At 70.4% G+C, this 21,067-nt stretch carries 19 protein-coding genes; 1 reads left to right on the top strand and 18 read right to left on the bottom strand.

Going from position 1 to position 21,067, the window contains the following annotated elements; all coding sequences use genetic code 11:
• Positions 1 to 4 precede the first annotated feature (4 nt).
• The 16 genes from ACWDMM_RS08685 to ACWDMM_RS08760 form a co-directional block, all read right to left on the bottom strand.
• Positions 5 to 1,669, bottom strand: coding sequence for a peptidoglycan DD-metalloendopeptidase family protein (locus ACWDMM_RS08685; RefSeq protein WP_357110286.1), 1,665 nt, complete (start codon positions 1,667 to 1,669; stop codon positions 5 to 7).
• Positions 1,670 to 1,706: 37 nt separating this feature from the next.
• Entirely contained in the window at positions 1,707 to 2,015 is a 309-nt protein-coding gene (locus ACWDMM_RS08690) for a transposase (protein ID WP_067802237.1), read from the bottom strand.
• Positions 2,012 to 4,156 (bottom strand): hypothetical protein, encoded by a 2,145-nt coding sequence (locus ACWDMM_RS08695; RefSeq protein WP_357206723.1) that lies wholly within the window; start codon positions 4,154 to 4,156, stop codon positions 2,012 to 2,014. Before ACWDMM_RS08695 ends, ACWDMM_RS08690 begins: the two co-directional genes overlap by 4 nt.
• A 7-nt stretch (positions 4,157 to 4,163) precedes the next feature.
• Entirely contained in the window at positions 4,164 to 5,654 is a 1,491-nt protein-coding gene (locus tag ACWDMM_RS08700) for an SCO6880 family protein (RefSeq protein ID WP_195082299.1), read from the bottom strand.
• On the bottom strand, positions 5,651 to 7,126 hold the full coding sequence (locus tag ACWDMM_RS08705; RefSeq protein ID WP_195082298.1) for a hypothetical protein: 1,476 nt from the start codon (positions 7,124 to 7,126) through the stop codon (positions 5,651 to 5,653). Before ACWDMM_RS08705 ends, ACWDMM_RS08700 begins: the two co-directional genes overlap by 4 nt.
• On the bottom strand, positions 7,120 to 7,929 hold the full coding sequence (locus tag ACWDMM_RS08710; RefSeq protein WP_195082297.1) for a hypothetical protein: 810 nt from the start codon (positions 7,927 to 7,929) through the stop codon (positions 7,120 to 7,122). Before ACWDMM_RS08710 ends, ACWDMM_RS08705 begins: the two co-directional genes overlap by 7 nt.
• Positions 7,930 to 7,952: 23 nt before the next feature.
• Positions 7,953 to 8,765, bottom strand: a complete 813-nt coding sequence (locus tag ACWDMM_RS08715; protein WP_357206725.1) for a hypothetical protein — start codon at positions 8,763 to 8,765, stop codon at positions 7,953 to 7,955.
• Positions 8,762 to 9,418, bottom strand: a complete 657-nt coding sequence (locus tag ACWDMM_RS08720) for a hypothetical protein (RefSeq protein ID WP_323124420.1) — start codon at positions 9,416 to 9,418, stop codon at positions 8,762 to 8,764. Before ACWDMM_RS08720 ends, ACWDMM_RS08715 begins: the two co-directional genes overlap by 4 nt.
• Before the next feature lie 31 nt (positions 9,419 to 9,449).
• Entirely contained in the window at positions 9,450 to 9,725 is a 276-nt protein-coding gene (locus tag ACWDMM_RS08725) for a hypothetical protein (protein ID WP_228826988.1), read from the bottom strand.
• Positions 9,726 to 9,733: 8 nt separating this feature from the next.
• Positions 9,734 to 10,030 carry a hypothetical protein gene (locus ACWDMM_RS08730; RefSeq protein ID WP_039799032.1) on the bottom strand — a complete coding sequence of 99 codons (297 nt, stop codon included), beginning with the start codon at positions 10,028 to 10,030 and terminating at the stop codon, positions 9,734 to 9,736.
• A 51-nt stretch (positions 10,031 to 10,081) separates the two neighbouring features.
• Positions 10,082 to 10,744, bottom strand: a complete 663-nt coding sequence (locus tag ACWDMM_RS08735) for a DUF6668 family protein (RefSeq protein WP_067811318.1) — start codon at positions 10,742 to 10,744, stop codon at positions 10,082 to 10,084.
• Entirely contained in the window at positions 10,741 to 11,619 is an 879-nt protein-coding gene (locus ACWDMM_RS08740) for a MinD/ParA family ATP-binding protein (protein ID WP_195082294.1), read from the bottom strand. The genes ACWDMM_RS08735 and ACWDMM_RS08740 overlap by 4 nt, the downstream gene beginning before the upstream one ends.
• A gap of 15 nt (positions 11,620 to 11,634) precedes the next feature.
• Positions 11,635 to 12,603, bottom strand: coding sequence for a hypothetical protein (locus tag ACWDMM_RS08745; protein ID WP_195082293.1), 969 nt, complete (start codon positions 12,601 to 12,603; stop codon positions 11,635 to 11,637).
• A 57-nt stretch (positions 12,604 to 12,660) separates the two neighbouring features.
• Complete coding sequence (locus ACWDMM_RS08750; protein ID WP_195082292.1) at positions 12,661 to 14,259, bottom strand: cutinase family protein; 1,599 nt, start codon at positions 14,257 to 14,259, stop codon at positions 12,661 to 12,663.
• A 299-nt stretch (positions 14,260 to 14,558) separates the two neighbouring features.
• Positions 14,559 to 16,967 (bottom strand): RelA/SpoT family protein, encoded by a 2,409-nt coding sequence (locus ACWDMM_RS08755; protein WP_195082291.1) that lies wholly within the window; start codon positions 16,965 to 16,967, stop codon positions 14,559 to 14,561.
• A 344-nt stretch (positions 16,968 to 17,311) separates the two neighbouring features.
• Complete coding sequence (locus tag ACWDMM_RS08760; RefSeq protein WP_195082290.1) at positions 17,312 to 18,289, bottom strand: alkaline phosphatase family protein; 978 nt, start codon at positions 18,287 to 18,289, stop codon at positions 17,312 to 17,314.
• 411 nt (positions 18,290 to 18,700) lie between these two features.
• Between ACWDMM_RS08760 and ACWDMM_RS08765 the strand changes: the two genes are divergently transcribed.
• Positions 18,701 to 19,030, top strand: coding sequence for a YnfA family protein (locus tag ACWDMM_RS08765; RefSeq protein ID WP_323124443.1), 330 nt, complete (start codon positions 18,701 to 18,703; stop codon positions 19,028 to 19,030).
• A gap of 85 nt (positions 19,031 to 19,115) precedes the next feature.
• Here the strand turns inward: ACWDMM_RS08765 and ACWDMM_RS08770 are convergent, their stop codons facing one another.
• Both ACWDMM_RS08770 and ACWDMM_RS08775 read right to left on the bottom strand, forming a co-directional pair.
• Positions 19,116 to 19,742: an NUDIX hydrolase gene (locus ACWDMM_RS08770; RefSeq protein WP_195082288.1), complete on the bottom strand. Its 627-nt coding sequence runs from the start codon at positions 19,740 to 19,742 to the stop codon at positions 19,116 to 19,118.
• A gap of 69 nt (positions 19,743 to 19,811) precedes the next feature.
• The gene (locus tag ACWDMM_RS08775) at positions 19,812 to 21,065 is read right to left on the bottom strand and encodes an adenylosuccinate synthetase (protein WP_449936758.1); all 1,254 of its coding nucleotides are present in this window, start codon (positions 21,063 to 21,065) and stop codon (positions 19,812 to 19,814) included.
• Positions 21,066 to 21,067: the final 2 nt, after the last annotated feature.

Here is a 21,067-nt window from a genome sequence, read left to right on the forward strand (position 1 = left end):
ACGCTCACAGCACCCTCCTCGCCCGTCCGTCTCCCGGCACCGCGACTTCCGAAACGCCACCGCCAGAGCGGACGTCCGCGCCGGGCACCGACTGGATCATCCGCCCGTTGCCCGCGTAGACGCCGACCTGTGCGGGTCCGCGCGGACCGAAGGAGCTGAACACCAGATCCCCCGGCTGCGCCTTGCTGATCGGCACTTCCGCGCCCGCCTCCCACTGCTGTTCGGCCGTGCGCGGCAACGTCACCGTGCCGGAAGACGCCGCGAACACGGCCGCCGCGGTCAGACCCGGCCCGTCCAGTCCCCCGCCGCTCGGTCCTTGCGGCCCGCCGCCGCCCCAGACGTAGGGCGTGCCGAGCCACTCGTGCGCCGCTTGGACGATCTGGTCGCCGGGCGAACCCTGCCCGGGGGTGAACCGGCCGAGTGAACCCGGCGCCCGGTACTGCGCTTCCATCGTCAGGATGTTGCGCACGTACGGCTGCGTCTCGGCGTAGTGAGCGGCGAGCTGGTTCGGCATACCGCCGGAGGCCAGCACCGCGCCCTCGCCCGCGTTGTACGCCGCCAGCGTCAGCGCGACGACATCGCCCTGCACCCTGCCCTCGGCCTGCCACCGCTGGATCTGGTGCGCGATCGCGCACATGTAGCGCCCTTGACCGATGATCGCGTCCCCGTCGTCCCACACGCTGGCGACGCCGTTGCCGTCGGCGTCGATCACATAGGGCTGACCGTCGTCGGGGTTGATGCTCACGGCGGTGGTGGGCAGGAACTGGGCCAAGCCCTGCGCACCGGCCGGCGACGTCGCGCCGCGGCGGAAACCGGACTCCTGCCTGCCCTGCGCGGCCAGCAGCGAGGGCGTGATCTGCGGGCAGAGGGAACCAGCGCGGCGATACCAGATCTCCAGCTCCTGCGGCACCTTGCCCGGGGCGAGCGCGCCACCGGCGGTGCCGAAGCCGAGGCTGCAGCGGGGATCGCTGGAAAAGGCGCGCGCACCGCCGACATCCGGGGTCGGCGCACCGTCCAGCCATGGCAGCGGGTCGATCTGCCGTCCGCCGGTGAACCGGCCGCCGGGGACGATCTCGAAATGCAGGTGCGGGCCGCTGGACTCACCCGCCGACCCGACCGCGCCGATGTGCTGCCCAGCGGTCACCGTGTCGCCCGCCCGGACCAGGACGCCGGAGTCCCACATGTGGCCGTACACCGCCGAGTACGACCTGCCGTTGGTGTCCACCGAGTCGACCACGATCCAGTTGCCGAATCCGGACGCCGGACCGGCGGCCACGACACGGCCGTCGGAGACCGAGAAGATGGGCGTGCCGTCCGGCGCGGCCAGGTCGACGCCCTTGTGCGCGCCACCCCGCGAGCCGAAGGTGTCCGACACGGTGAAGGTTCCGGTGGCCATCGGCAGCGTGCGGCGCAGCGGGCCCGCTCCCGCGGCGAGCGATGGCGTGGCGGTAGCGGCCGGATTGGTCCGGCTCGCGCCGGGACCGGTGGTCGCGGCGGCGCGCCGATCGCCCGGCGGGTAACCGCCCAGGGGCGCAAGCGCCGACTGCGAGCCGAGCACGGAGCCGCCCTCGCAGGCGTCGTCCACGGCGGGCATGACGATGACCAGCACGATGGTCATCAGGCCGAGCACCGCGCCGAGCGCCGTCCACAACGCCGTTTTGCCGCTCACCGCCGCACTCCGGCATCCTGCCGCGCGCGTGCGGGGTTCACGTGCGGCGCCGAGTCTCGTTGAGCGTGTCGGCCAGCGTGCGGTTCATCTCGGCGGCGGCCGCAAGTTGCTGTTGCAGCAGTGCGACTTTGCGCCGCAGCGCGGTCGCGTCCATCCGCTCCAGGCTGGGGCCTTCGGCCGCGCGCACCCAATTGCGCACCGAGTTCGTGTGCACACCGATCTGTTCGGCGACCACCCGGCAGGCCTCCGACTCGCTGCGCAGTTTGCCGGTCAGCGCGATGACCTGCTCGACCGCCGCTTGGCGCACCTCCGGCGACACGCGTCGGTAGGACCGGTGGGGCATCATGCTGCGCTCCCCGGTGAGTCCGTCCCCCGCGAGATCGATTCGGTGAACTCGCTGAACCGCTGGTTGGTGTCGTGGATCCCGCTTTCCTTCTCCGACAGCGTGAATTCCATGTGGAACGGGATGCCCGGACGGCGATCCTCGCCGATCTTCAGCAGGAACTTGCCGGTACCCGGCGGGGACGGCCGCTGCTGTCCCGGTTTGAGCGCCTCACCGGTCAGCGCTTGCGGCGCGGACCATCCGGTCACCATCTCCTCCTCGGCCGATGTGAACGGAACCGTGCTGTCGAGCCGTTTGATCTCCTCGGCCGGGAGCGCGCCGAAGATCTTGGCGCGCGCCCGCTCGAGGAAACCGAGCGCCTTCGCGATGGCGGCTTCCGATCCGAGCGCCTGCAGGTCCTTGATGGTGTGGCTGATCATGATCAGCGCGGTGGCGATGCCGCGCTGCAATCGGGTGAGCTCGTCGACGCGGTCGACCATGAAGTCACCGAGGCCGAGCACCTGCCACAGCTCGTCCATCACCACCTGGAAATAGCGCTGCGGACCGAGTTTCGCGTCGGCGAGCACGTGCGCGGCCTCCACCGAGGCGAACCCGTCGGCCCAGCAGGCGAGCATGACCGCGGCCTTGAGCTTCTTGTCGCCGGTCGGGATGTGCGAGACGTCCATGCACACCGCGACCGCGCTGGTGTCGATCGGCACGGTGGTCTGCCCGTTGAAGACCGCGCCGAACGGTCCCTGGGTGAGCGCGCGCAGCGAGCGGCGCAGACCCTTGATCGCCTCCTGATACTCCGCGACGTCGTCGGCGCCCGCGTCCAGCATCAATTCCTCGCCGCCGCCGACGATCACCTCGAGCAGGTTCTCCATGATCGGCGGCTGGTCCGGCGTGTACCCGCTGCCCGGCCGGTACAGGATGCGCAGCGCGGTGGAGATCAGCGTCTCCTCGTAGTCGCGGACCCGGTCGCCGCGAACAAGCTCGACGAGGCCGGCGATCAACGTCACCTGCCTGGCCCGCAGGTCCTGCAACACCTGCAGTTGCAGCGCGGGGAACTCCTCCAGCCGCGGGACGACCGCGCCGAGCACGCCGGCAGCGAGCGGGTTGAGCTTGCCGTGCCCGTAACCCAGATCGATCACCTGGCCGCCGACGAGCTCGACCATCTTCCGGTAGTCCGGCTTGACGTCGGCGAGGATCAACGGCGTGATCCCCTGCGCGATGCCGCCGAGCACGATCCGGCGGACCAGCGAGGATTTGCCGAAACCGTTGAGGCCGAGCACGAACAGGCTGGGCGCGGTGATGAAACTGCCGCGCATGAACCAGTTCATCGGGTCGAAGCAGACCGGAGCGCCGGTGTGCAGATGCGACCCGAGCGGCGTGCCGATCAGCGGCGCGCCCGCGCCGACCGACCACGGCCACAGACCGGCGACCTGGGCCGTGGTGGCGCGGTACTCGACCGGGCGGCCGACCACGTTCATCCGGCCGCCGCCAGGGCCCGCGTAGCCGCGGTCGGTGAGTTGCGCCGTGCTGCGGTCGAATCCGTCCTCGATCGTCTGCTCCGCGCGGGCCGCGTAATTGCGGCGGCGGATGTCGTCGGTGCGGACCCGGAACTGCGCCCACGCCGCCCGCAGGCCGTTGCCCTCGCGGGCGATCATCTCCAGCTTGGCACGGGTGGCGTCGTCGAGCAGCGGCGGCCCGGACTGCTTGCGCCGATCGGCTTTCGCCTTCGCGCGGCGGGCCGCCTTGTCCGTGTACGGGCTGCCCATGGCGCGGTCGGCGGTGTAGTCGACCTTCGCAGGCCGTGCCATGCGGCCGTTCCTCGCGCCGTTGCGATCTGGACGCGCGGCGCCGCGCTCGGCGGCCGCGTCACGGGACGTGCGCGAGGTCCGCTCGGCGCGAGAACGTTCGGCGTGGCCGCGTTCGGCGCGCGCGCCGTCGCTGCGGCCCGCGCCCGGTCGCGCGCGCCGTTCGCCCGCGCGCCGGTCGGCCGTGTCGACGCCGAACCGGTCCTCGCCGTTCACCCGCGCCGAGTCCCGTGCGGGGCGCCGCCGCTCCGGCCGCTGTCCCCACTCGTCCCGTCCGGATTGCTCGAGTCGCCTGCGGCGTGCGTCCTCGTCCCGTTCTCGTACGGGTGGCTCGTAGTCCCGTGCCATGAATCGCTCACCCCGCCAGTGCCTTCGGAATTGTCGCGTGTTCCGGCAGGATCACCCCGCAACCGAGCGAGGCCGCGAAGGCCGCCGCCTGGTAGCGGTAGCACCGCCGAATCTTCAGGCGCGCCTGGGTCGACAGGTCGCGCGTGATGGCTTCGATACGCGGCAGGTCACCGCGCAAGGGCTCGGTGATGGTCACCAGCGCCCCGAAGCGGGTCACACCGTGACCCCTGGCCTGCTCTTCGCGGGCCTGCTGAGTCGCGCCGACCCGCAGCGTCGCCGCCGCGGACACGACTCCGCGTTCGCTCTGTTGGGCCACCAACGCGTTCTTGAAATCGTCGTCGACGATCTCGGCGGCGTCGGCGGCTGAATGCGGACGGTACACGATCGCGATACGTTTGCGCGGCACTTCGGGATTCGGTGCGAGCAGCCGCTGCAGCACCCGCTCGTCGACCGCGCCCTCGGGCGCGGCGTCCATCTCCCAGGTGACCGACCGGCCACCGTCGTGCACCAGGTGATCCCACTTCTCGTCGTGGGACACCGGGCCCGCGTCCGCCCAGTCCAGGCCGTGCCCCTCCGGTTCGCCCGCGGCCACCTCGAGGTCGGCCTGGGAGGCGGGATCGTAACTGCGGCGGATGAACGAGATCACCTCGTCCGCCGACATCGGCTGGGCGCGCACACCGGCTTCCGCCAGCGCGGCGCAGATGCCGGGCAGGCGACGGCCGATCTCCACGGCCTCTTCGGCCGGGTTCTTGCGCCGCTCGGCGGTGGTGGCCTTGAACGTGATCGCCACCCGCGGCAGCAATTGCACCCGCTCCTGCGGCAACTCGGTGGCCAGCTCGTACATCACCTGCTGGGCCAGCTCCGGCGCCTCCGGCCTGGTGATCGTGGAAACCTCGGTGAGCAAACGGTTTCCGGTCTCCGGCACGGTGTCGATCACCGGAACCACGGCGACGATGTCGCTGGTCTGGCCGACCGAGGCGAGGAAGGTTCCCCACGCCGACACCCACCGGTCGATCACGGGCTGATCCACCGCCTCGTGACCCTGCGGCCACGCGCGCAGCACCACGGTGTACTGGGCGAACTGGGGCAGGTGGATCATGCCGAAGCTGTAGCCGCCCGCGTCGATGCCCTCGTACAACTTGGAGGGTGCGAGCAGGCCCGGCAAGCGGGTGACGCCGCCCGGGATCCGGGAGAAGCGGCCACCGCGGTACACGTGCTCGCCACGACTGCGCGAGCGCATCCAGTTGAACATCATCAATCCCGTCTCGTAGCCCGAACGACCTCCGGTCCGCCACACCAGCGGGACCATCACGACGACACCCGCGCCGCCGACGATCACACCCCACTGGAAGCCGCCGACCATCGCGGTGATCAGCGCCGTGATCACGACCGCGAAGCCGAGCACGGTTTCCTCCCAGCGCAAGCCGAAAAGGCCCGCGCTGCGCGGCTTCTGCCAGAGTCCGTACGAGCGCCGCTCGTAGGTGTCGCTGATTGTCATCGCGGAATGGTGCTCCTCCCGAGGTCGGGTGAACGGTTCGTCCAGCGATCGCCCGCGACGTCACCCATGGCTTGGTCGGCCCGGCTGAGCCCGCCGCTCGCGGCGCGCGCCGCGCCGATCCGGCCTGCCGTCCTGGCCGCTCCGGACGCTACCCCGGCCGCGCCCGCAGGTCCGGAGGCGCGCGGGGCCGCGCCGCCCTGCGGACCGCCGCCACCACGCGGCGGCGTCGGCCGTGGCGCGCCGCCGCCACCACGCGGTCCGCCCGCGCCGCCCGGACGCGGGCCGGTGCCGCTGCCGCTCACATAGCCGGCCCGGCCCGGCGCCGCCGCGTCCCTGACGCCGACGGCCTTGGTGCCCATGGCGCCGAGCGCAGCCACACCGACCAAGGTGCCGCCCGCCGCGGTGAAACCCGAACCGCCGCTGCCGACGATCGCGACGGCCGGAGTGGCCAGTCGCATCAGCGCGGGCAGCACGAACGCCACGCTGCACAGCAGCACGATCGCGACCAGCATGCGCTGGGCCTGTTCACCGTCGGGCAAACCGCTGGTCGGGGTGAGCGAGTCGACGTGGCCCGCCGTGGTGAACGCGATCATGTAGACGATCGCCGCCACCGGCTTCCACAGCATGAAGGCGATGATCCAGCCGATGAGCTTCTGATAGGACTGCTTGCCGATGTTCATGCCGGAGGCCGCGGCCGCCAGCGGCAGCACACCGGCCGCGATCACCAGCAATCCTTGCCGGACGATGGCGAGCACGATCTGCGCGAGCGCGCCGAGCAGGCCGACGATCGCGATGATCAGCACCAGGCCGGGCGAGAAAGCCTGCAGCTTACTGGTTTTCACCATCAGCTCGGCCAGGTCCTTGGCATTGCCGTTGGTCGAGTCGTCGATGATCCACTCCGCGAAGCGGTCCGACGCCTGCGTGCCCGCGACGATCACCGCGCCGAGCATCCAGGAGCTGAACACGACGCGGGTGAACATCCGGAACGATTCGGCCGCCTCGTTCATCGCGGCCCCGCGTCTGGCTTCGGCCAGTCGCGCCCCGGACAGGATCACCGACGCGATCAACAACAGGATCTGCGCTTGATAGGTGTAGTCGTTGATCTTGGTGAACAGCGACCCGGAATCGCTGGCCGCCTCGTTGGGCACCTTCATCCAGAAGGTCAGCGCCAGGATGATGGCCTCGCCGAGACCGTTCATCAGCGAATCGACCACCTTGCCGAAGGTCGAATCCCAGGCCTTGTCCTTCACCGCCGTCGCCGCCTGGCCGGGATGCGAGGCGGCGTTACCCGCCTTGCACGCGGCCGACGCGGCATCACCGAGGGTGAAGCCGGGCAGTCCGAGGCCGTCGAGGCTGTCGTGGATCTCGTTACACGTGTCGTCGAAGCCGTACGTCTGGCCGTAGGCCACGGTCGGAGTCGCGATCATCACCGTGAAGATGACCGCGAGGATTGTGACTAGCCGCCTCACCATTGTGTCCACCCATCGATCGAGCCGATCGTTTCGAGCGGCTGTGCGTCGCCCGCGGACGACTTCAGTCTCCAGCCACCGTCACGCCATACCACGTTGAGTCTCATGGCCACCCAACTTCGCCCGCCGTGCAGGAACTCACGGGTCTTGCGGGCGACACGAACAACAGCGAAATCGTCACCATAGCTTTCGATTCGGAACGCGTCGGACGCGTACAGCAGCGGTTTGACGCTCTCCGGCAGGACGTCGGGCACTTTGCCCTCGGCGATCTTGCGCTCCCGGTCGGCGAGTTCCTCGGGCGTGAGGATCACCACCTGCTGCCACAGCGTGTGGTCGGTGGGCCGGGCCACGGTCCGCCAGTAGATCTGCTCGGCGGCCAAGGCGGCGCCCTGCGGGGTCTTGGCGAATCCGAAGGGAACGCCGTTGTCGATGCGCGCCGGCCCGTCGGTCGTGGAGAACGGAACGACCGGGCCGCCGTACACCTGTTGCCATCCGCCCGGCTGGTTCGTGCCGCCCGGCGCGCCGGTCAGCCACTCCGGATCGGTCGGCGTCCGCGGCGCGCCCGACTGGGTAAGGGCTTGTCCGGCAGGATCTTTCGGGATGTCGAACCGATGGCCGAACGAGTCCTTTCCCGATCCGGCGAACGAGGGTCCCGAAGCCGGGCCCCCGGCGAGATCGGTCGCCGCCGTCGTCGTCTGCGCCACCTGATCGGGTGCCGCGTCGTGGTCCCGGACGGCGAACACGGTGACGACCGAGGCGACCGCAACGGCCAGTACCGCACCCGCGCCCAGCACAGCGGGCGGCATGCGATCAGAAGACCTCCTCCGGCTCACCATCTCGTCCACCCCTGCAACGACTCGATGTACTCGGTCTGGGCGTTGTTCGTGGTCGTCGGCTTCAGGCGCCAGTCGCCCGCGTCCCACACCATGGCCAGGCGCGTCGCGGCCCACAACTGTTTTCCGTCGATCACCGGCCCCCTGGTGGCCAGCCGGACGATGGCCAGATCGTCGGCGTAGTCGTCGACTTTGAACGCGTCCGAGGCGACGAAGTAGCGGGTCACCTTTTCCGGCTGCTGCCGCGGCAGCCGGTCATCGGCCAGCGCCTTGTCGTAGGCGGCGATCTGCTGGGCGGAGACACGGACCTGGCGCACATACAGGTCGCGGTCGGCGGGACGGGCGTTGAGCCGGTAGGTGATCTGCGCCGCGGCCAGCACCGCACCCTGCGGGGTGTGCGAGTATCCGACGGCCAAGTCGTCCTCGATCCGCGTCGGCCCGTCGGAGGTGGAGAACGGGACGGACGCGCCGTACACCCGCTGCCAGCCGTGCGGTTCGGCGGTGCCCTCCGGCGCGGCGGTCAGCCAGTCCGGATCGGAGGGCTTGCGCTGCCGGGACGGGTCCTGCGGAAGGGGTTGTCCCGCAGGATTGTTCGGGATGTCCACGCGCCTGCCGAGGATGTCCAGCTCGGGGCTCGCGAAGCCGGTGCCGCCGGAGCCTTCGGTGACGGCGGGTGTGCCGTCGACCGGCTCGTCGTCGCGGCTGACGAAGACGAAGATGCCGACCACCACGATGAGCGCGAGCACGGCGGCGGAGGCGACGATCCCGAAGGAGACACGGTCGCGCGTGTACGACTCCCTGTCGCTCACGTCGGTGCCTCCACTTTCACGATGTCGGTAGGTAATGCGTCGATCGAGTCGATCGGCCGGTCGGTCGAATCCGGGTCCGGCAGCCGTAACCTCCAGTCCTCGCCGAACCACTCCACGGCGGTGTGATGCACCGCCTTCGATCTGTCGGAGTACTCGGTGTACACGTCGACGGTGGAGCGCGACTCGGTGTAGCCGGTGATCTTGTAGCCGAGCAGACGAGGCGCGAACTCCGCTCCGGCCGGGCCGGTGATCGAGAGCTGCACCCGGTTGATCGCCCACTCGTCCTTGGCCGGACCCGGAACCACCTCCGCCGCGGCGACTTTCGCCCACTGCGTATCCGCGGCCACCGCCAAGCGCACCGAATGGGTCAGCGCGGCGATGGCCGCGCCGCGCGGCGAGTGCTCGAAACCGGTCGCCGCGCCGTCGGCCGTCGACCTCGGCCCTTGGCCGGTGTGCGGCAGCGGCACCCCTTGGAACGGCTGCCATCGCACATCGGTGGGAGCGGCCGAGAGATCCGGCCCCACCGAGTCCGCGTCGCCGCCGCAGCCGACCGCCGCGAACAGCAGCGCGGCGCCGACGACTCCGGCCGCGGGGCGGCGGATGTCACGCCGCCACGCCGCGGAGTCCGCCGGCCGCAAAACTGTCGAAGTCATTCCCGCGTCGTCCCCGTCCCGCTCCGGCGGCTCACGCGGGCAGGAACGCCAGGGCGATCCCCGACGCCGTGCTCGCCACCACAGCACCAAGCAGGCTCATCAGAACGCCGTGCGAGGCATCGTTCATGGCCAGGTCGCTGCGAAAGACCAGCCACAGTTTCCCCGCGGAGACGATCATCCAGGCCAGGCACACCAGCAGGACGAACCACAGCAGCCAGTTCAGCAGCTGCATCAGCGGTGCGAGCACGTCGGCGGGCATCTGCTTGTAGGCCAGCGTCCCGGCCGCGAGCATGTGTACGGTACCCATGGTCGGCATCAGGTCCCGATGACCGCGTTCATGATGGTGCCCGCGCTGGTGGCGACCACGCCGCCGATCATCGCGCCCGCCACCATCTTCGGCGACTCCAGACCACCGCCGGTCCACTTCTCCCAGGCGAACTTGCCGCCCGCGTAGACGATGCCGCAGATCCCCGACAGCAGGACGAACCACGTGAGATACCGCACCAACTGCAGGATCTTCTCCGAGCCGGGCGGCGCCTCGGGCGTCGGATTACCGACTTGCGCGAGTACGGTGCCGTACGTGTCCTGCACGGCGAGGAGGAGCGTGCTCATCGGGTGCCTTTCTCGAATAGTGGGTGGTGGTCGCCGATGCGATGCGGACGTTCACTCATCGGGCGGCTTGCGCAGATCCGGTGACCCGCGGTCGTAGCTGGCCTCCTCCAGTGCCGTCCGAGCGGCCGCCACGATGTCGGCGCCGAGCTCCCGGACATCGAGCGGGACTTCCTCCAGCAGATCGAGCTTGCGTTTCCTCGGCGGCACCGGGTCGCCGGGCGACCACACCGGCAGCTGCTCCGGTTCGACCAGCGTCCACTCCTCGTACCACGGCACCTGCCATACCTGTCCGGCCAGGGAGCCGACCACGTCGCGGTAGCGCCGGATCTCGGGCGCCATCCGTCCCGGCCTGGCGGCGACGGTGATCAGGCCGAGCACGTCGCAGGGACCGGCGAAACCCGAAAGATGTTGGCGCAGAAGGTCGTGCGCGCGGGACAGACCGGCGATGGTCTCCCTGGCGACCAGGACGACGAACGGACTTTCGCGGTCGAAGACGCCGGGCCAGCGGCGGCCCGAATCCGCCGCGGGCGCAAGCACATGCGCGAGGGTACTGGCTCCGGCCCCGCCGTGCACACCCAGCAGCCAGACCAGCGGCGCACGGCCGACGCCCGGCACGGGGCGGTCCCAGATGGCGGCACGGCGGGACTCCGGCGGAGCGATCACACCGGCGGGCGCTGGGTCGGGCTGACGCGGAAAAATCATGGCGGCGGTCATGATGCCACCCCGGCCAGCAGGCGCCCATACGCCCGGCGCGTCTCGGCGGCCAGCGAGGCGTGCCGCACGAGTTCACCGCGGGCCAGATGCGGATCGTAGGGAATCTCCCTGATATCGCGGACCCACCCGGACAGGTGCTCGCGCAAATGATCCGCTACCCGGGAGTCGTCACCGGGATACTGGTGCGAGACGACGATGGTGGTGTCGCCGACGATGCCGCCGCCATGTCCTTCCTCGGCCTCACCGAACTGGTCGTCGAGCCATTCCAGAGCCACGCGCAGCCGGTTGGCCGCGTCGGTGCGAGCCGGAATGGCAAGTACCAGAGCGACATCCGCGTCATCGAGCAAGGGCAGCAGTTGCCGGGCGGCAATCGGATGTCCCCCGTCGTAGACGGCGGTGTATCCGGCGTCGCGCACGGCACGGGCGACCGTGAGATAGGTCGCACGCCTGCGCAGCGGCGCCGCGTCGCGCCACAGCAGGCCGATGCCGGAGGTCGCCCGTGACAGGCACTCCTTCAACGGCGCGGGCTCGTCGTCGCCGCGTCCGTACAACCAGGACTGCAAACTGATCGGGTGCAGGTGCTCGTCCGCGCCGCGCAGCGCCAGATCGCTGCCCGCCGACGTGGCGTCCACCGCGACTGTCGGCGTTCCCCCCGTGCCCAGCTCACCCGCCAGACCCAGTGCCGTCGTGGTGGTACCCGCACCACCGCACCCGCCGACCACCAGGATCGGCCGCGGCGCCGGACGATCCGCTTCCGAACCGTCGCCCTTGCCGCGCCGTAACCGCACCACCGGAGCCTTGGAACGCACCGGCCGGCTCGACGTGGCGCCCTCCCCGGGCGCCTCGTCGAGCCAGCGGCTCCAGTCCTCTCCCATCGCTTCTGCTCTCCTTTATCCGGCCGTGATACCCGTGATCAGGGTGCGGCCGTCGATCACCGCGGTGGTGACCGTCTGCCTGCTGTAGGTGGCGGGCGCGCCGCCGGGCCGGTATTCGGTGACCTCCACCGAATACCGGTTGTCCGCGACCGTCACGATCCGTACGCAGTGCGTCGTGCCGATCGGGACGGAGTCGATCCCCCGCTGGATGACCCAGGCGGGCTGGACGTCGGCGTCCGGGGCCACGGCCGCGCGGGCGCGTTCCCCCGAGCGCTCGACGTAGTAGGCGTACTGGAACGACAGCACCGCATCGGGGCCGGAGCCCGCGCCGCCCGCCTCCGCGCTGCGCACGATCGCGTCACTGCGCTCGGTCGGGCAGGCGCCCGCGCTCACTGCGCGCGGATCGCCTGCCGCGTGCGCGCCCCCGACGGTGAGCTGCACCGACTCGGACATATGCGTGTCTCTCGGCAGCGCGGCGCGATCGGCGGCGGAGCGCAGCAGGAGCAGCACGCCCACCGCGGCGACGGCGATGATCACCACCGCCGCGATCCCGATGAGCACCAGCCGGGCCCTGCGGACGGCCGGATGGTCACGGGCGGCTTGCCGCAGCGCGCGCGACACCGTGGGGCGCGGCCGCTCGACCGGCTCGTGTTCGTCGTCGCCTGCCCACGGGAACGGCGCCGGACCGGTCCGGCGCGGCGGGACGTAGTCGTCGTCGGGGCCGGGCGCCCGGCCGGTCACCACCCAATCCGACCACCCGCCGGTGAATTCGCTGCGCTGCGCGGGCAGGTCCGACGGGATCTCATCGGGCCTGCGCTGCCACGGCTCGGCGTCGTCGCGGATGTGGTCCGGGTAGCGCGAGGGCGCGTCGTCGTCCGCGGGAGCGATGGTGTTCGCCTCGTCCCGCTCGCCCGCCTCCGGCGCGCCTTCCTCCGGCTCCAGAGCGCCGTACCAGCGGGAAAGCTGTTTGTACGACTTCAACATTCCCCCATTCCCGCAGAGCAGGGCACGCAGTGTCGCATCGTCGGACCCTCTCGGCGATCAGTTCGTGGAGAACGGGTAGGTGCTGGGTGTGCCGGTTCGGTCGGTGGGCGGAATCGATGTCACGCCGCTGGATGAGGCGCCATCGGCTCCTGTCCCGAACGGAAATTGTCCCGTACCGGACGAACTCGGCGTGGGAGACGCGCCGGAGCCGTCCCCGAAGAATCCGGTCGGCTGCCGCTGCGGCACCGCCCTCGGCTCGGCCTCGCCGCCGAAGGCGTCGGCGAGGTCGCGCGCGATCGCGGCGAACCAGTCCGCGACGAACCGGGTGGGAACGGCACCGTTCGCCGAGACGGTGGCGCTGTTGTAGGCGGTGTGGCGCTGCACGGTGTCCCAGTAGCGCACCCAGGTGGTCGTGTTGAGCAGCTCGCTGTTGTCGGTGATGTTCTGCACCACCGCGTCGAACGCCTGGGTGATCAGACGGACGCCGGTGGTCGGCGGGATCAGCTGGGGAACGGCGCCGAGCAGCTTGGCGCCCAGCGACAGCAGGGCGGCGGGCGGGTTCGCCAGTCCAGCGGTGGCCAGCTCGGTGATGTTCGCCGGGGCGAGGACCGTGCGGACCACCGCGATCACGGAGTTCAAGCCGATCATGCCGACTTTCAGCAGCGCCTGCAGCGCGGCGGGCAGATCCAGCGGCGTGCGCGGGTCGGAGGCGTCGGCCAGGCGCTGCGAGATCGACTTCCGCGGCGAGATCGACAGGGTGGCCAGCGAATTGCCTTGGATGTCCCCCTTCACCACTTCGGTCGCGGTCTTGATGGAGGTGAACGCCAACGCCTGCGCGATCGACACCAGCGAGGCGATCGGGTCGCCGCCGCTGAGCTTGGACTGGCCCGCCACGTTGGCGACCGCCTTCAGGATGGGCGCGCCGTCGGGGGCGTCACAGGCGAGATCGCCCGCCGCGCAGAAACTCGCCACCCGGCCGGTGAGCGCTCCGAAGTTCGCGGCCTTGTCTCGTTCCGGGCCGATGCCGCCGCCGGTGGCAGGCGTTTGCGGCAGTGCGGCGATGGACACCAGCCGGTCGCCCGAGGTCCCCGGCGCCGGGTCGGGCGTCGCCTTGCCGGGCGCACCGGGAAACAGCGGCGCACCGGGATTGCGGGTCGGGTCGCCGAACAGCGCGACCGCGGCGATCTTTTCGGCGGGCAGCACACCGCGCCCCTGTCCGATCTCTTGGGCGAACATCGAGGCGACGTGCGCGCCTTGGGAATAGCCGACCACCGCGAAGCGGCTGTTCGGGCAGGCATCGGCGACGGTAGCGGCCATGCCGCGCAGACGTGCGAGGCCGTCGGCCACGGATTCCGAATAGGGTGCCGCGCCACCGGCTGTCGCGCCGCCGAAGCCGGATTCGTAGGGTACATAGGCCCGATCGACGAGCCCGGTGTCCGGGGCTTTCGCCATCATCGGACGGAACACGGTGGAGAGCATGCCGGTGTCGGTGGTGGGCGCCGCGTCCGGCGACGACTCACCGGTGCCCTGAATTCCCAAGGCGTACAAGGCCGGGCAGGTGGTGAGGCGAATCTGCGTGGACGGACCGGCGGGATCCGGCGGCTCCGCCGCGGCGACACCGGCGGTCGCCACAGCCACGGCGAGTGCTACCAGCATCCCCGAGAGTCTTGCCGAGTATCCAGTCATAGCGATCCGCAATCAAGTCGTCTGCCGCAGCTACCTCAACGCCATGAAACGCAATAGACCGTAACAGATTCCGGCTATTACTGCCGCATCGACGGAAAACTTCCAGGACACACCGAGTTGAACGCGACACGCGGTGGCGCGTTCCGGGGAAGGGTCCGACAAGTTTCCGGCACCGCGCCCCGAATGGCAACCCCTGGAGCCGAGTTGGGAGCGAACGAAACCCCTTGCGCTTCCAGTTAATTGACAGCTATTCGCAAGGGGCGTGCGCGTCAGGCCGCGGAGGTGACGCGGTAGACGTCGTAGACGCCTTCCACGTTGCGCACCACATTCAGCAAGTGCCCCAAATGTTTCGGATCGCCCATCTCGAAGGTGAACTTGCTGATCGCCACCCGGTCGCCGTGCGTGGCCACCGAAGCGGACAGGATGTTGACCTTCTCGTCGGCCAGCACCTTGGTCACGTCGGACAGCAGCCGCGTGCGATCGAGCGCCTCGATCTGGATGGCGACCAGGAACACCGAGGACGGCGACGGGGCCCAGGACACATCGATGATCCGTTCGGACTGCTCACGCAGGGAGCCTGCGTTGGTGCAGTCGGTGCGGTGCACGCTCACCGCGCCGCCGCGGGTCACGAAGCCCATGATCTCGTCGCCGGGCACCGGAGTGCAGCACTTCGCCAGCTTGGCGACCGTGCCGGGAGCGCCGGGGATCAGCACGCCCGCGTCACCGGTGACCCGCTGCCTGCTCGGCGTCGTCGACGGGGTGGAGCGCTCGGCCAGCTCGTTCTCCACGTCGCCGATGCCGCCGAGCTGCGCCATCAGCCGCTGCACCACATGGTGCGCGGAGACCTGGTGCTCGCCGACGGCGGTGTAGAGCGTGGAGATGTCGGTGTAGTGCAGTTCGTGGGCGACCGCGGTCATCGCGTCCACGCTCATCAGCCGCTGCAGCGGCAGCCCGACGCGGCGGACCTCCTTGGAGATCTGCTCCTTGCCGCTCTCCAGCGCCTCCTCGCGGCGCTCCTTGGCGAACCACTGGCGAATCTTGGCCTTGGCGCGCGGGGACACCACGAAGTTCTGCCAGTCGCGGCTGGGTCCCGCGTTCTGCGCCTTCGAGGTGAACACCTCGACGACCTCGCCGTTCTCCAGCTGACGCTCCAGGGCGACCAGGCGACCGTTCACCCTGGCGCCGATGCACCGGTGCCCCACCTCGGTGTGCACGGCGTAGGCGAAGTCCACCGGCGTCGACTTCTGCGGCAGCGTGATCACGTCGCCCTTCGGCGTGAACACGAAGATCTCCGGCGATTTCAGGTCGAAGCGCAGCGACTCCAGGAACTCCGCCGGATCTGCGGCCTCCCGCTGCCAGTCCAGCAACTGGCGCATCCAGGCCATGTCGTCGACCTCGGCGGTGTCGGTGGAGTGCTTGCCCCTGGTCTCCTTGTAGCGCCAGTGCGCGGCGATGCCGAACTCCGCGGTGCGGTGCATGTCCTGGGTGCGGATCTGCACCTCCAGCGGCTTGCCGTCCGGCCCGACCACGGTGGTGTGCAGCGACTGGTAGACGCCGTAGCGCGGCTGGGCGATGTAGTCCTTGAACCGGCCCGCCATGGGTTGCCACAGCGAGTGCACCACGCCGACGGCCGCGTAGCAGTCGCGCACCTCGTCGCACAGGATGCGGATGCCGACCAGGTCGTGGATGTCGTCGAAGTCCTTACCCTTGACGATCATCTTCTGGTAGATCGACCAGTAGTGCTTCGGGCGGCCCTCGACGATCGCGTTGATCCGGGAGGCGGCCAGTGTGTTGACGATCTCGGCCCGCACCTTCGCCAGATAGGTGTCGCGCGAGGGCGCGCGATCGGCGACCAGCCGGACGATCTCGTCGTACTTCTTCGGATGCAGGATCGCGAATGCCAGGTCCTCCAGCTCCCACTTCACCGTCGCCATACCGAGGCGATGGGCCAGCGGCGCGATGACCTCCAGCGTCTCCTTGGCCTTCTTGGCCTGCTTCTCCGGCGGCAGGAAACGCATCGTGCGCATGTTGTGCAGCCGGTCGGCCACCTTGATCACCAGCACGCGCGGGTCGCGGGCCATCGCGATGATCATCTTGCGGATGGTCTCCGCCTCCGCGGCCGCGCCCAGGTTGACCTTGTCCAGCTTGGTGACGCCGTCGACGAGGTGGGCGACTTCGGAGCCGAAGTCCTGGGTGAGCTGTTCGAGGCTGTAGCCGGTGTCCTCGACCGTGTCGTGCAGCAGCGCCGCGACCAGCGTGGTGGTGTCCATGCCGAGTTCGGCGAGGATGTTCGCCACCGCGAGCGGATGGGTGATGTACGGGTCGCCCGATTTGCGGAACTGATGCTTGTGCCGCTCGTCGGCCACATCGAACGCGCGCTGCAGCAGCGTCAGGTTCGCCTTCGGGTACAGCTCGCGATGCACGGTGGCCAGCGGCTCGAGCACCGGCTTGACCGCCGCGATGCCGCGCTGCCCGGTCATGCGGCGGGCCAGGCGGGCCCGCACCCGGCGCGACGCGGAGGTCGGAACGGCGGAGGAGGTGCCGGGTTGCCGCGGCGGCGCCGGATTCGCCTGCGCCTGCGGCTTCGGGGACTGCGCGGCGTCGGTGGCGCCCGCACCGTTCGGCCGCGGGCCCGACGTCGATTGCTCGACCTTCGCCTCGCCCAGATGCTGAGTCATGCCACCACCTCTCCGCGCCTCGATCGGACCACCCTATCCGACCGGTGCAACCTCCCGGACCACCAACTTTAGTCCGGGCGGAGCACCGACGTCCGTTCCGCGGACGAAGGATGCCCGCCGGGGTGCCGGTAGCAGCGACCGGCGCGGCTGCGAAGCGGTTCCCGTCATCCTTTTCGAGTGCCGCGTCCGGGACCCGTCCGTGCGTGGGACTCGAAAGCCTCCCTCGCGGCTTCGACGCTGTCGGCGGGTCGCCCAACTTGCTCCTACCAGCTCTTATACCCGTGCGGCGACCCGGCGACGCACGATCCGGCCAGGAATGCGAGTCGATGCGGGACCAGGGGCGGTCAGCGAATCGCGGCGGGTTGTGCGCCGGCGAACGGCGTCCGGCCGGAGCCGGGCTCGGAGCGCAGCGACCGACCGTCGAGATCGGCGGCGGGGGCGACGTCGAGCAGGTCGAGCACGGTCGGGGTGATGTCGACCAGGGTCGCTCGGGTGCTGGTGGCGCCGGGCCGGAAGTCCGGGCCGCGAGCGATGACGAAGTTGGTCGTCTCGTCCGTGGACTGGCCGCCGTGTCCACCTCGGGGAGTGTGGCCGTGGTCGGCGGTGACCAGGACGGTCCACCGCTCGGCGGGGTGGGCGGCGGCGCGAGCGTCCACGGCGGCGACGATGCGCCCGACCAGGACGTCGACGCGCGTCACGGCGTCGAGGTAGGCGCGCGAGGCGCCGCCCGCGTGGTGACCCGCGTGGTCGACCTGGTCCAGATGGGTGAACAACAGGTCGGGCGCGAATCTGCCGATCGCGGTCACCACGGCCGCGGCGGTGGCGGCGTCGGTGCGCGACTCGTCCGGATCGTCCGGTACGGGCGCGGTGGAGACGACGACGTCGGCGCGCGGGTTGCCGCTGCCGGTCATCGTGGCGATCCGGTCCCAGGTGGCGATGGACTGGGTCTTCGCGGTGGGCCGGGCCCGTTCCAGCCGGGTGAACACCGTCGGGTACCGCGCGAACGGCTCGGCGGTGAACTCGTTGTTCGTGATGCCGTGCTTGCGATCCCACACCCCGGTCAGCACGGTGGCCCAGGAGGGGCCGGAGATCGTGATGTGCGGGGCGATGGAGGAACGGCTCAGCAAGCCGGCAGCGCTGAGCCGCAGCAGATTAGGCGCCGGTGCCTGCTCGATCTTGTCGTACATCAGGCCGTCCAGTCCGATCACGACCACTTTGTCCGCGGGAGCATCCCCGTGGGCGACTCCGGCCGCGGCGGACAGCGGCAGGAACGCGGCCGCCGTGACGGCAACGACTTTCGCCAGCAGTTGCGCTCGGCTCATACCGCGACCATGCGGGACCGACCGGCACGTGCGATAGCCTGCCGCGACAGTGTTCATGGACGTTTCATCGCGCACCACATTGCCCGTAGCCTCGCTGAACAGGCCTCGAACACGGAATAGCCGACAGCTATATACCGATTTCACGGGTGGTCGCTTCCAGGTGAACGCGAAGTTTCGCACTGCGGCCGAAGATTCACCTCGGACGAGGCTGCCACGAGGCGGCGGAGGCGGGCGGGGCGGTGCTCGCCGTCCACGGACATGCCTACGCGTGGAGAATATTCGGCCGCACCGAGGGTGGCGTGCCGGTGCGCGACGTCTCCCATCCGGTGCTCGGGCGCGGCTACGCCGTTCCCGAGGTCGGGCCGGGTTCATGTCGCCGCCCGCCCACGCGCCAGTATCGTCCGCGCCATGATCGTCGCCCGTTCGATGCTGCTGTTCGCCCTCGCCGCGCTCGCCGAGATCGGCGGCGCCTGGCTGGTGTGGCAAGGCTGGCGGGAACAGCGCGGCGTCGTCTGGATCGCCGCGGGCGTGCTCGCGCTGGGCGCCTACGGGTTCGTGGCCACCTTCCAGCCGGACCCGAACTTCGGCCGCATCCTGGCCGCCTACGGCGGTGTCTTCGTCGCGGGCTCGCTGGCCTGGGGCGTGCTGGTGGACAAGTTCCGCCCCGATCGCTGGGACTACCTCGGTGCGGCGATCTGCCTCGCCGGCGTGGCGGTCATCATGTACGCGCCCCGCCGCTGACCGGTGCCCTCGGTCGACGCCGGCACGACACCTCGGGAACCCCCACGCGGCATCGCCCGAGCGCCCCACGGTGCGTGCGCGCCATTCACTCCGGCGCGCCGAATGCCCACACCGCGGCAGGCCGGCCGGTTGCTTTGACCCGGCGCCGTTCGGTGGTGCGCGCCAGACCCGGGATGGCCGCCAGCGTCCGGTTCAGATTCGCGGCATCGGGACGGGTCCCGGACAGCGCCGTGACGGCCTCCACCGCCCTGGTCGCGGGGAACTCCGCGCCGAGGAGCGCGCGGGTGAACGTCAGGTCCTTCCACAGCAGCCGCGTCAGAACGCCGCGGGCGACGCCGACGATGCGATTGTGGTCGAACGCCAGCTCGGGCACCTCGTCGAATTCGATCCACCGCGCCGGGCCCTCGTGCGGTCCCACCACCGCCCACATCGCGATCGACAGCGTCGGCCCGCGCGGGTCGCGGTTCGGCTCGTCGAAGGTCACCAACTGCCCCACCGCCCCGATGGCTTCCTCCGGGACGCCCAATTTGGTGTGCACGGCTCGCCGCGCCGCGACGGCCAGCCGCTCGCCTCGCCCGAGCAGCACACCCGGCAGGGCCTGCTGCCCCGCGAACGGCTCCATCGCCCGGGGGGCGATCCCGAACCGGACGCCGCCGTCCTCGTCCCAGAACCGCAACGCCACGACATCCACCGACACAACGGACTGCTCCACGCCGCCCCATCCTGCCCGACCAGCCTCCCGGCATGTGGACCCCTCTCGCGGTGTGCCGCCGTGGACGATTCACGCCGCCGCGCGATACGCCGTCTGCGTGCGGTGACGGCGACCGGGGCCGTCGGCGGTGAGGACGACCGGCACGCCGAGCGTCCGGGCCAGCCACGGCACCGGGTCGTCGGGCAGTTCGGCGAGCACGGGCTCGGCGCGCGTCACCATCCGGGTCAGTTCGCGCTGGTGCTCCAGGTCCTGCCACCGGCCGATGGGCAGCGTATCCAACCTGCCGCCGTCCACGGCGTAACCGGTTGCGGCGTAGCGTCGCCCGGGCACGTCGAGGTGATTGACGGCGAGTCCGTCGATACCGCCGGAGACCTCGATCGCGTAACGCAGCAACACCGTGTCCAGATGCCCGAGACGGAATTCGCCTTGGTAACGCCCGGACGTATTGTGCGGCTCGGGCAGGTCGAGGCCGGGATCCTCCGTGGGGAACGGGCCTGCGCCGTGGCGGGTCTGGTAGGTGCGGGTCACGCCGAGCACGTAGCCGGACGCGCCGATCTCGGCGAGCATCGCGCGCGCGTTGCGTGGCTCGACGGTGGACCAGGTGGTGTGCGGATGGAACCCGCGCCATTCGTCCAGCAGGACGCCTTGCGCGCCTTCGAACACCACCGTGCCCCGGCGCGCGAACCGCGCCAGCTGGTCGGCGCCGACGATCCGCACCGCCGCGGCGAACTCCTGGTACATCTCGACCAGGTCGTCGATCGGTTCGAAGCGATGTTCGCTCGGGGCGACGAGCGGCCCGTAATGTGCCGCCAGCGTGCGCAGTTTGCGCCGCAGCACCATCGGACGCAGGCAATCCGCCACGATGGGAGCCGCGTGCGCGAGGGCGTAGCCCGCGGTCTCGCCGATCCCCCGCCCGCACGAACCGTGCCGCGCGGAACCCCGCGCGTCCTCGCGAGCACGGTTGGCGGCGATGTGGATCGGCGTGGTGAGCAGGGCTCGCCCGTCGATCCGCAGCAAAGACAGCGGGTCGCGGACGCCCAGCGCGGCCAGCCCGCGCGCCTCGGCGGCCAGCGCGATCGGCTCGACGAGCATGTGCCGCGACAGCAGCGTCGGCACGCCCGCGAACGTCCCCGAGCCGAACTGCGCGAACGTGTGATGGCGTCCTTCGGCGATCACGTTGTGGGCCGCCTGCGCCCCGCCGTTGAACCGGACCACGGCGGAGACCTCGAATCCCGACTCCGGTGCGCACAGCCAGTCGACCGTCGCTCCTTTGCCCGCGTCCCCGAAACCGAGATCCACGACGATGATGTGCGCACCGAACATCA

The organism is Nocardia sp. NPDC003726, assembly GCF_053586955.1.

Bases quoted from the DNA above. Each gene is read 5' to 3' on its own strand.
- ACWDMM_RS08730 (WP_039799032.1), bottom strand. From the start codon at position 10,030: ATGAGCACGCTCCTCCTCGCCGTGCAGGACACGTACGGCACCGTACTC.
- ACWDMM_RS08700 (WP_195082299.1), bottom strand. From the start codon at position 5,654: ATGACAATCAGCGACACCTACGAGCGGCGCTCGTACGGACTCTGGCAG.
- ACWDMM_RS08705 (WP_195082298.1), bottom strand. From the start codon at position 7,126: ATGGTGAGGCGGCTAGTCACAATCCTCGCGGTCATCTTCACGGTGATG.
- ACWDMM_RS08725 (WP_228826988.1), bottom strand. From the start codon at position 9,725: ATGGGTACCGTACACATGCTCGCGGCCGGGACGCTGGCCTACAAGCAG.
- ACWDMM_RS08760 (WP_195082290.1), bottom strand. From the start codon at position 18,289: ATGAGCCGAGCGCAACTGCTGGCGAAAGTCGTTGCCGTCACGGCGGCC.
- ACWDMM_RS08695 (WP_357206723.1), bottom strand. From the start codon at position 4,156: ATGGCACGGGACTACGAGCCACCCGTACGAGAACGGGACGAGGACGCA.
- ACWDMM_RS08690 (WP_067802237.1), bottom strand. From the start codon at position 2,015: ATGATGCCCCACCGGTCCTACCGACGCGTGTCGCCGGAGGTGCGCCAA.
- ACWDMM_RS08710 (WP_195082297.1), bottom strand. From the start codon at position 7,929: ATGCCGCCCGCTGTGCTGGGCGCGGGTGCGGTACTGGCCGTTGCGGTC.
- ACWDMM_RS08775 (WP_449936758.1), bottom strand. From the start codon at position 21,065: ATGTTCGGTGCGCACATCATCGTCGTGGATCTCGGTTTCGGGGACGCG.
- ACWDMM_RS08755 (WP_195082291.1), bottom strand. From the start codon at position 16,967: ATGACTCAGCATCTGGGCGAGGCGAAGGTCGAGCAATCGACGTCGGGC.
- ACWDMM_RS08745 (WP_195082293.1), bottom strand. From the start codon at position 12,603: ATGTTGAAGTCGTACAAACAGCTTTCCCGCTGGTACGGCGCTCTGGAG.
- ACWDMM_RS08735 (WP_067811318.1), bottom strand. From the start codon at position 10,744: ATGACCGCCGCCATGATTTTTCCGCGTCAGCCCGACCCAGCGCCCGCC.
- ACWDMM_RS08740 (WP_195082294.1), bottom strand. From the start codon at position 11,619: ATGGGAGAGGACTGGAGCCGCTGGCTCGACGAGGCGCCCGGGGAGGGC.
- ACWDMM_RS08720 (WP_323124420.1), bottom strand. From the start codon at position 9,418: ATGACTTCGACAGTTTTGCGGCCGGCGGACTCCGCGGCGTGGCGGCGT.
- ACWDMM_RS08750 (WP_195082292.1), bottom strand. From the start codon at position 14,259: ATGCTGGTAGCACTCGCCGTGGCTGTGGCGACCGCCGGTGTCGCCGCG.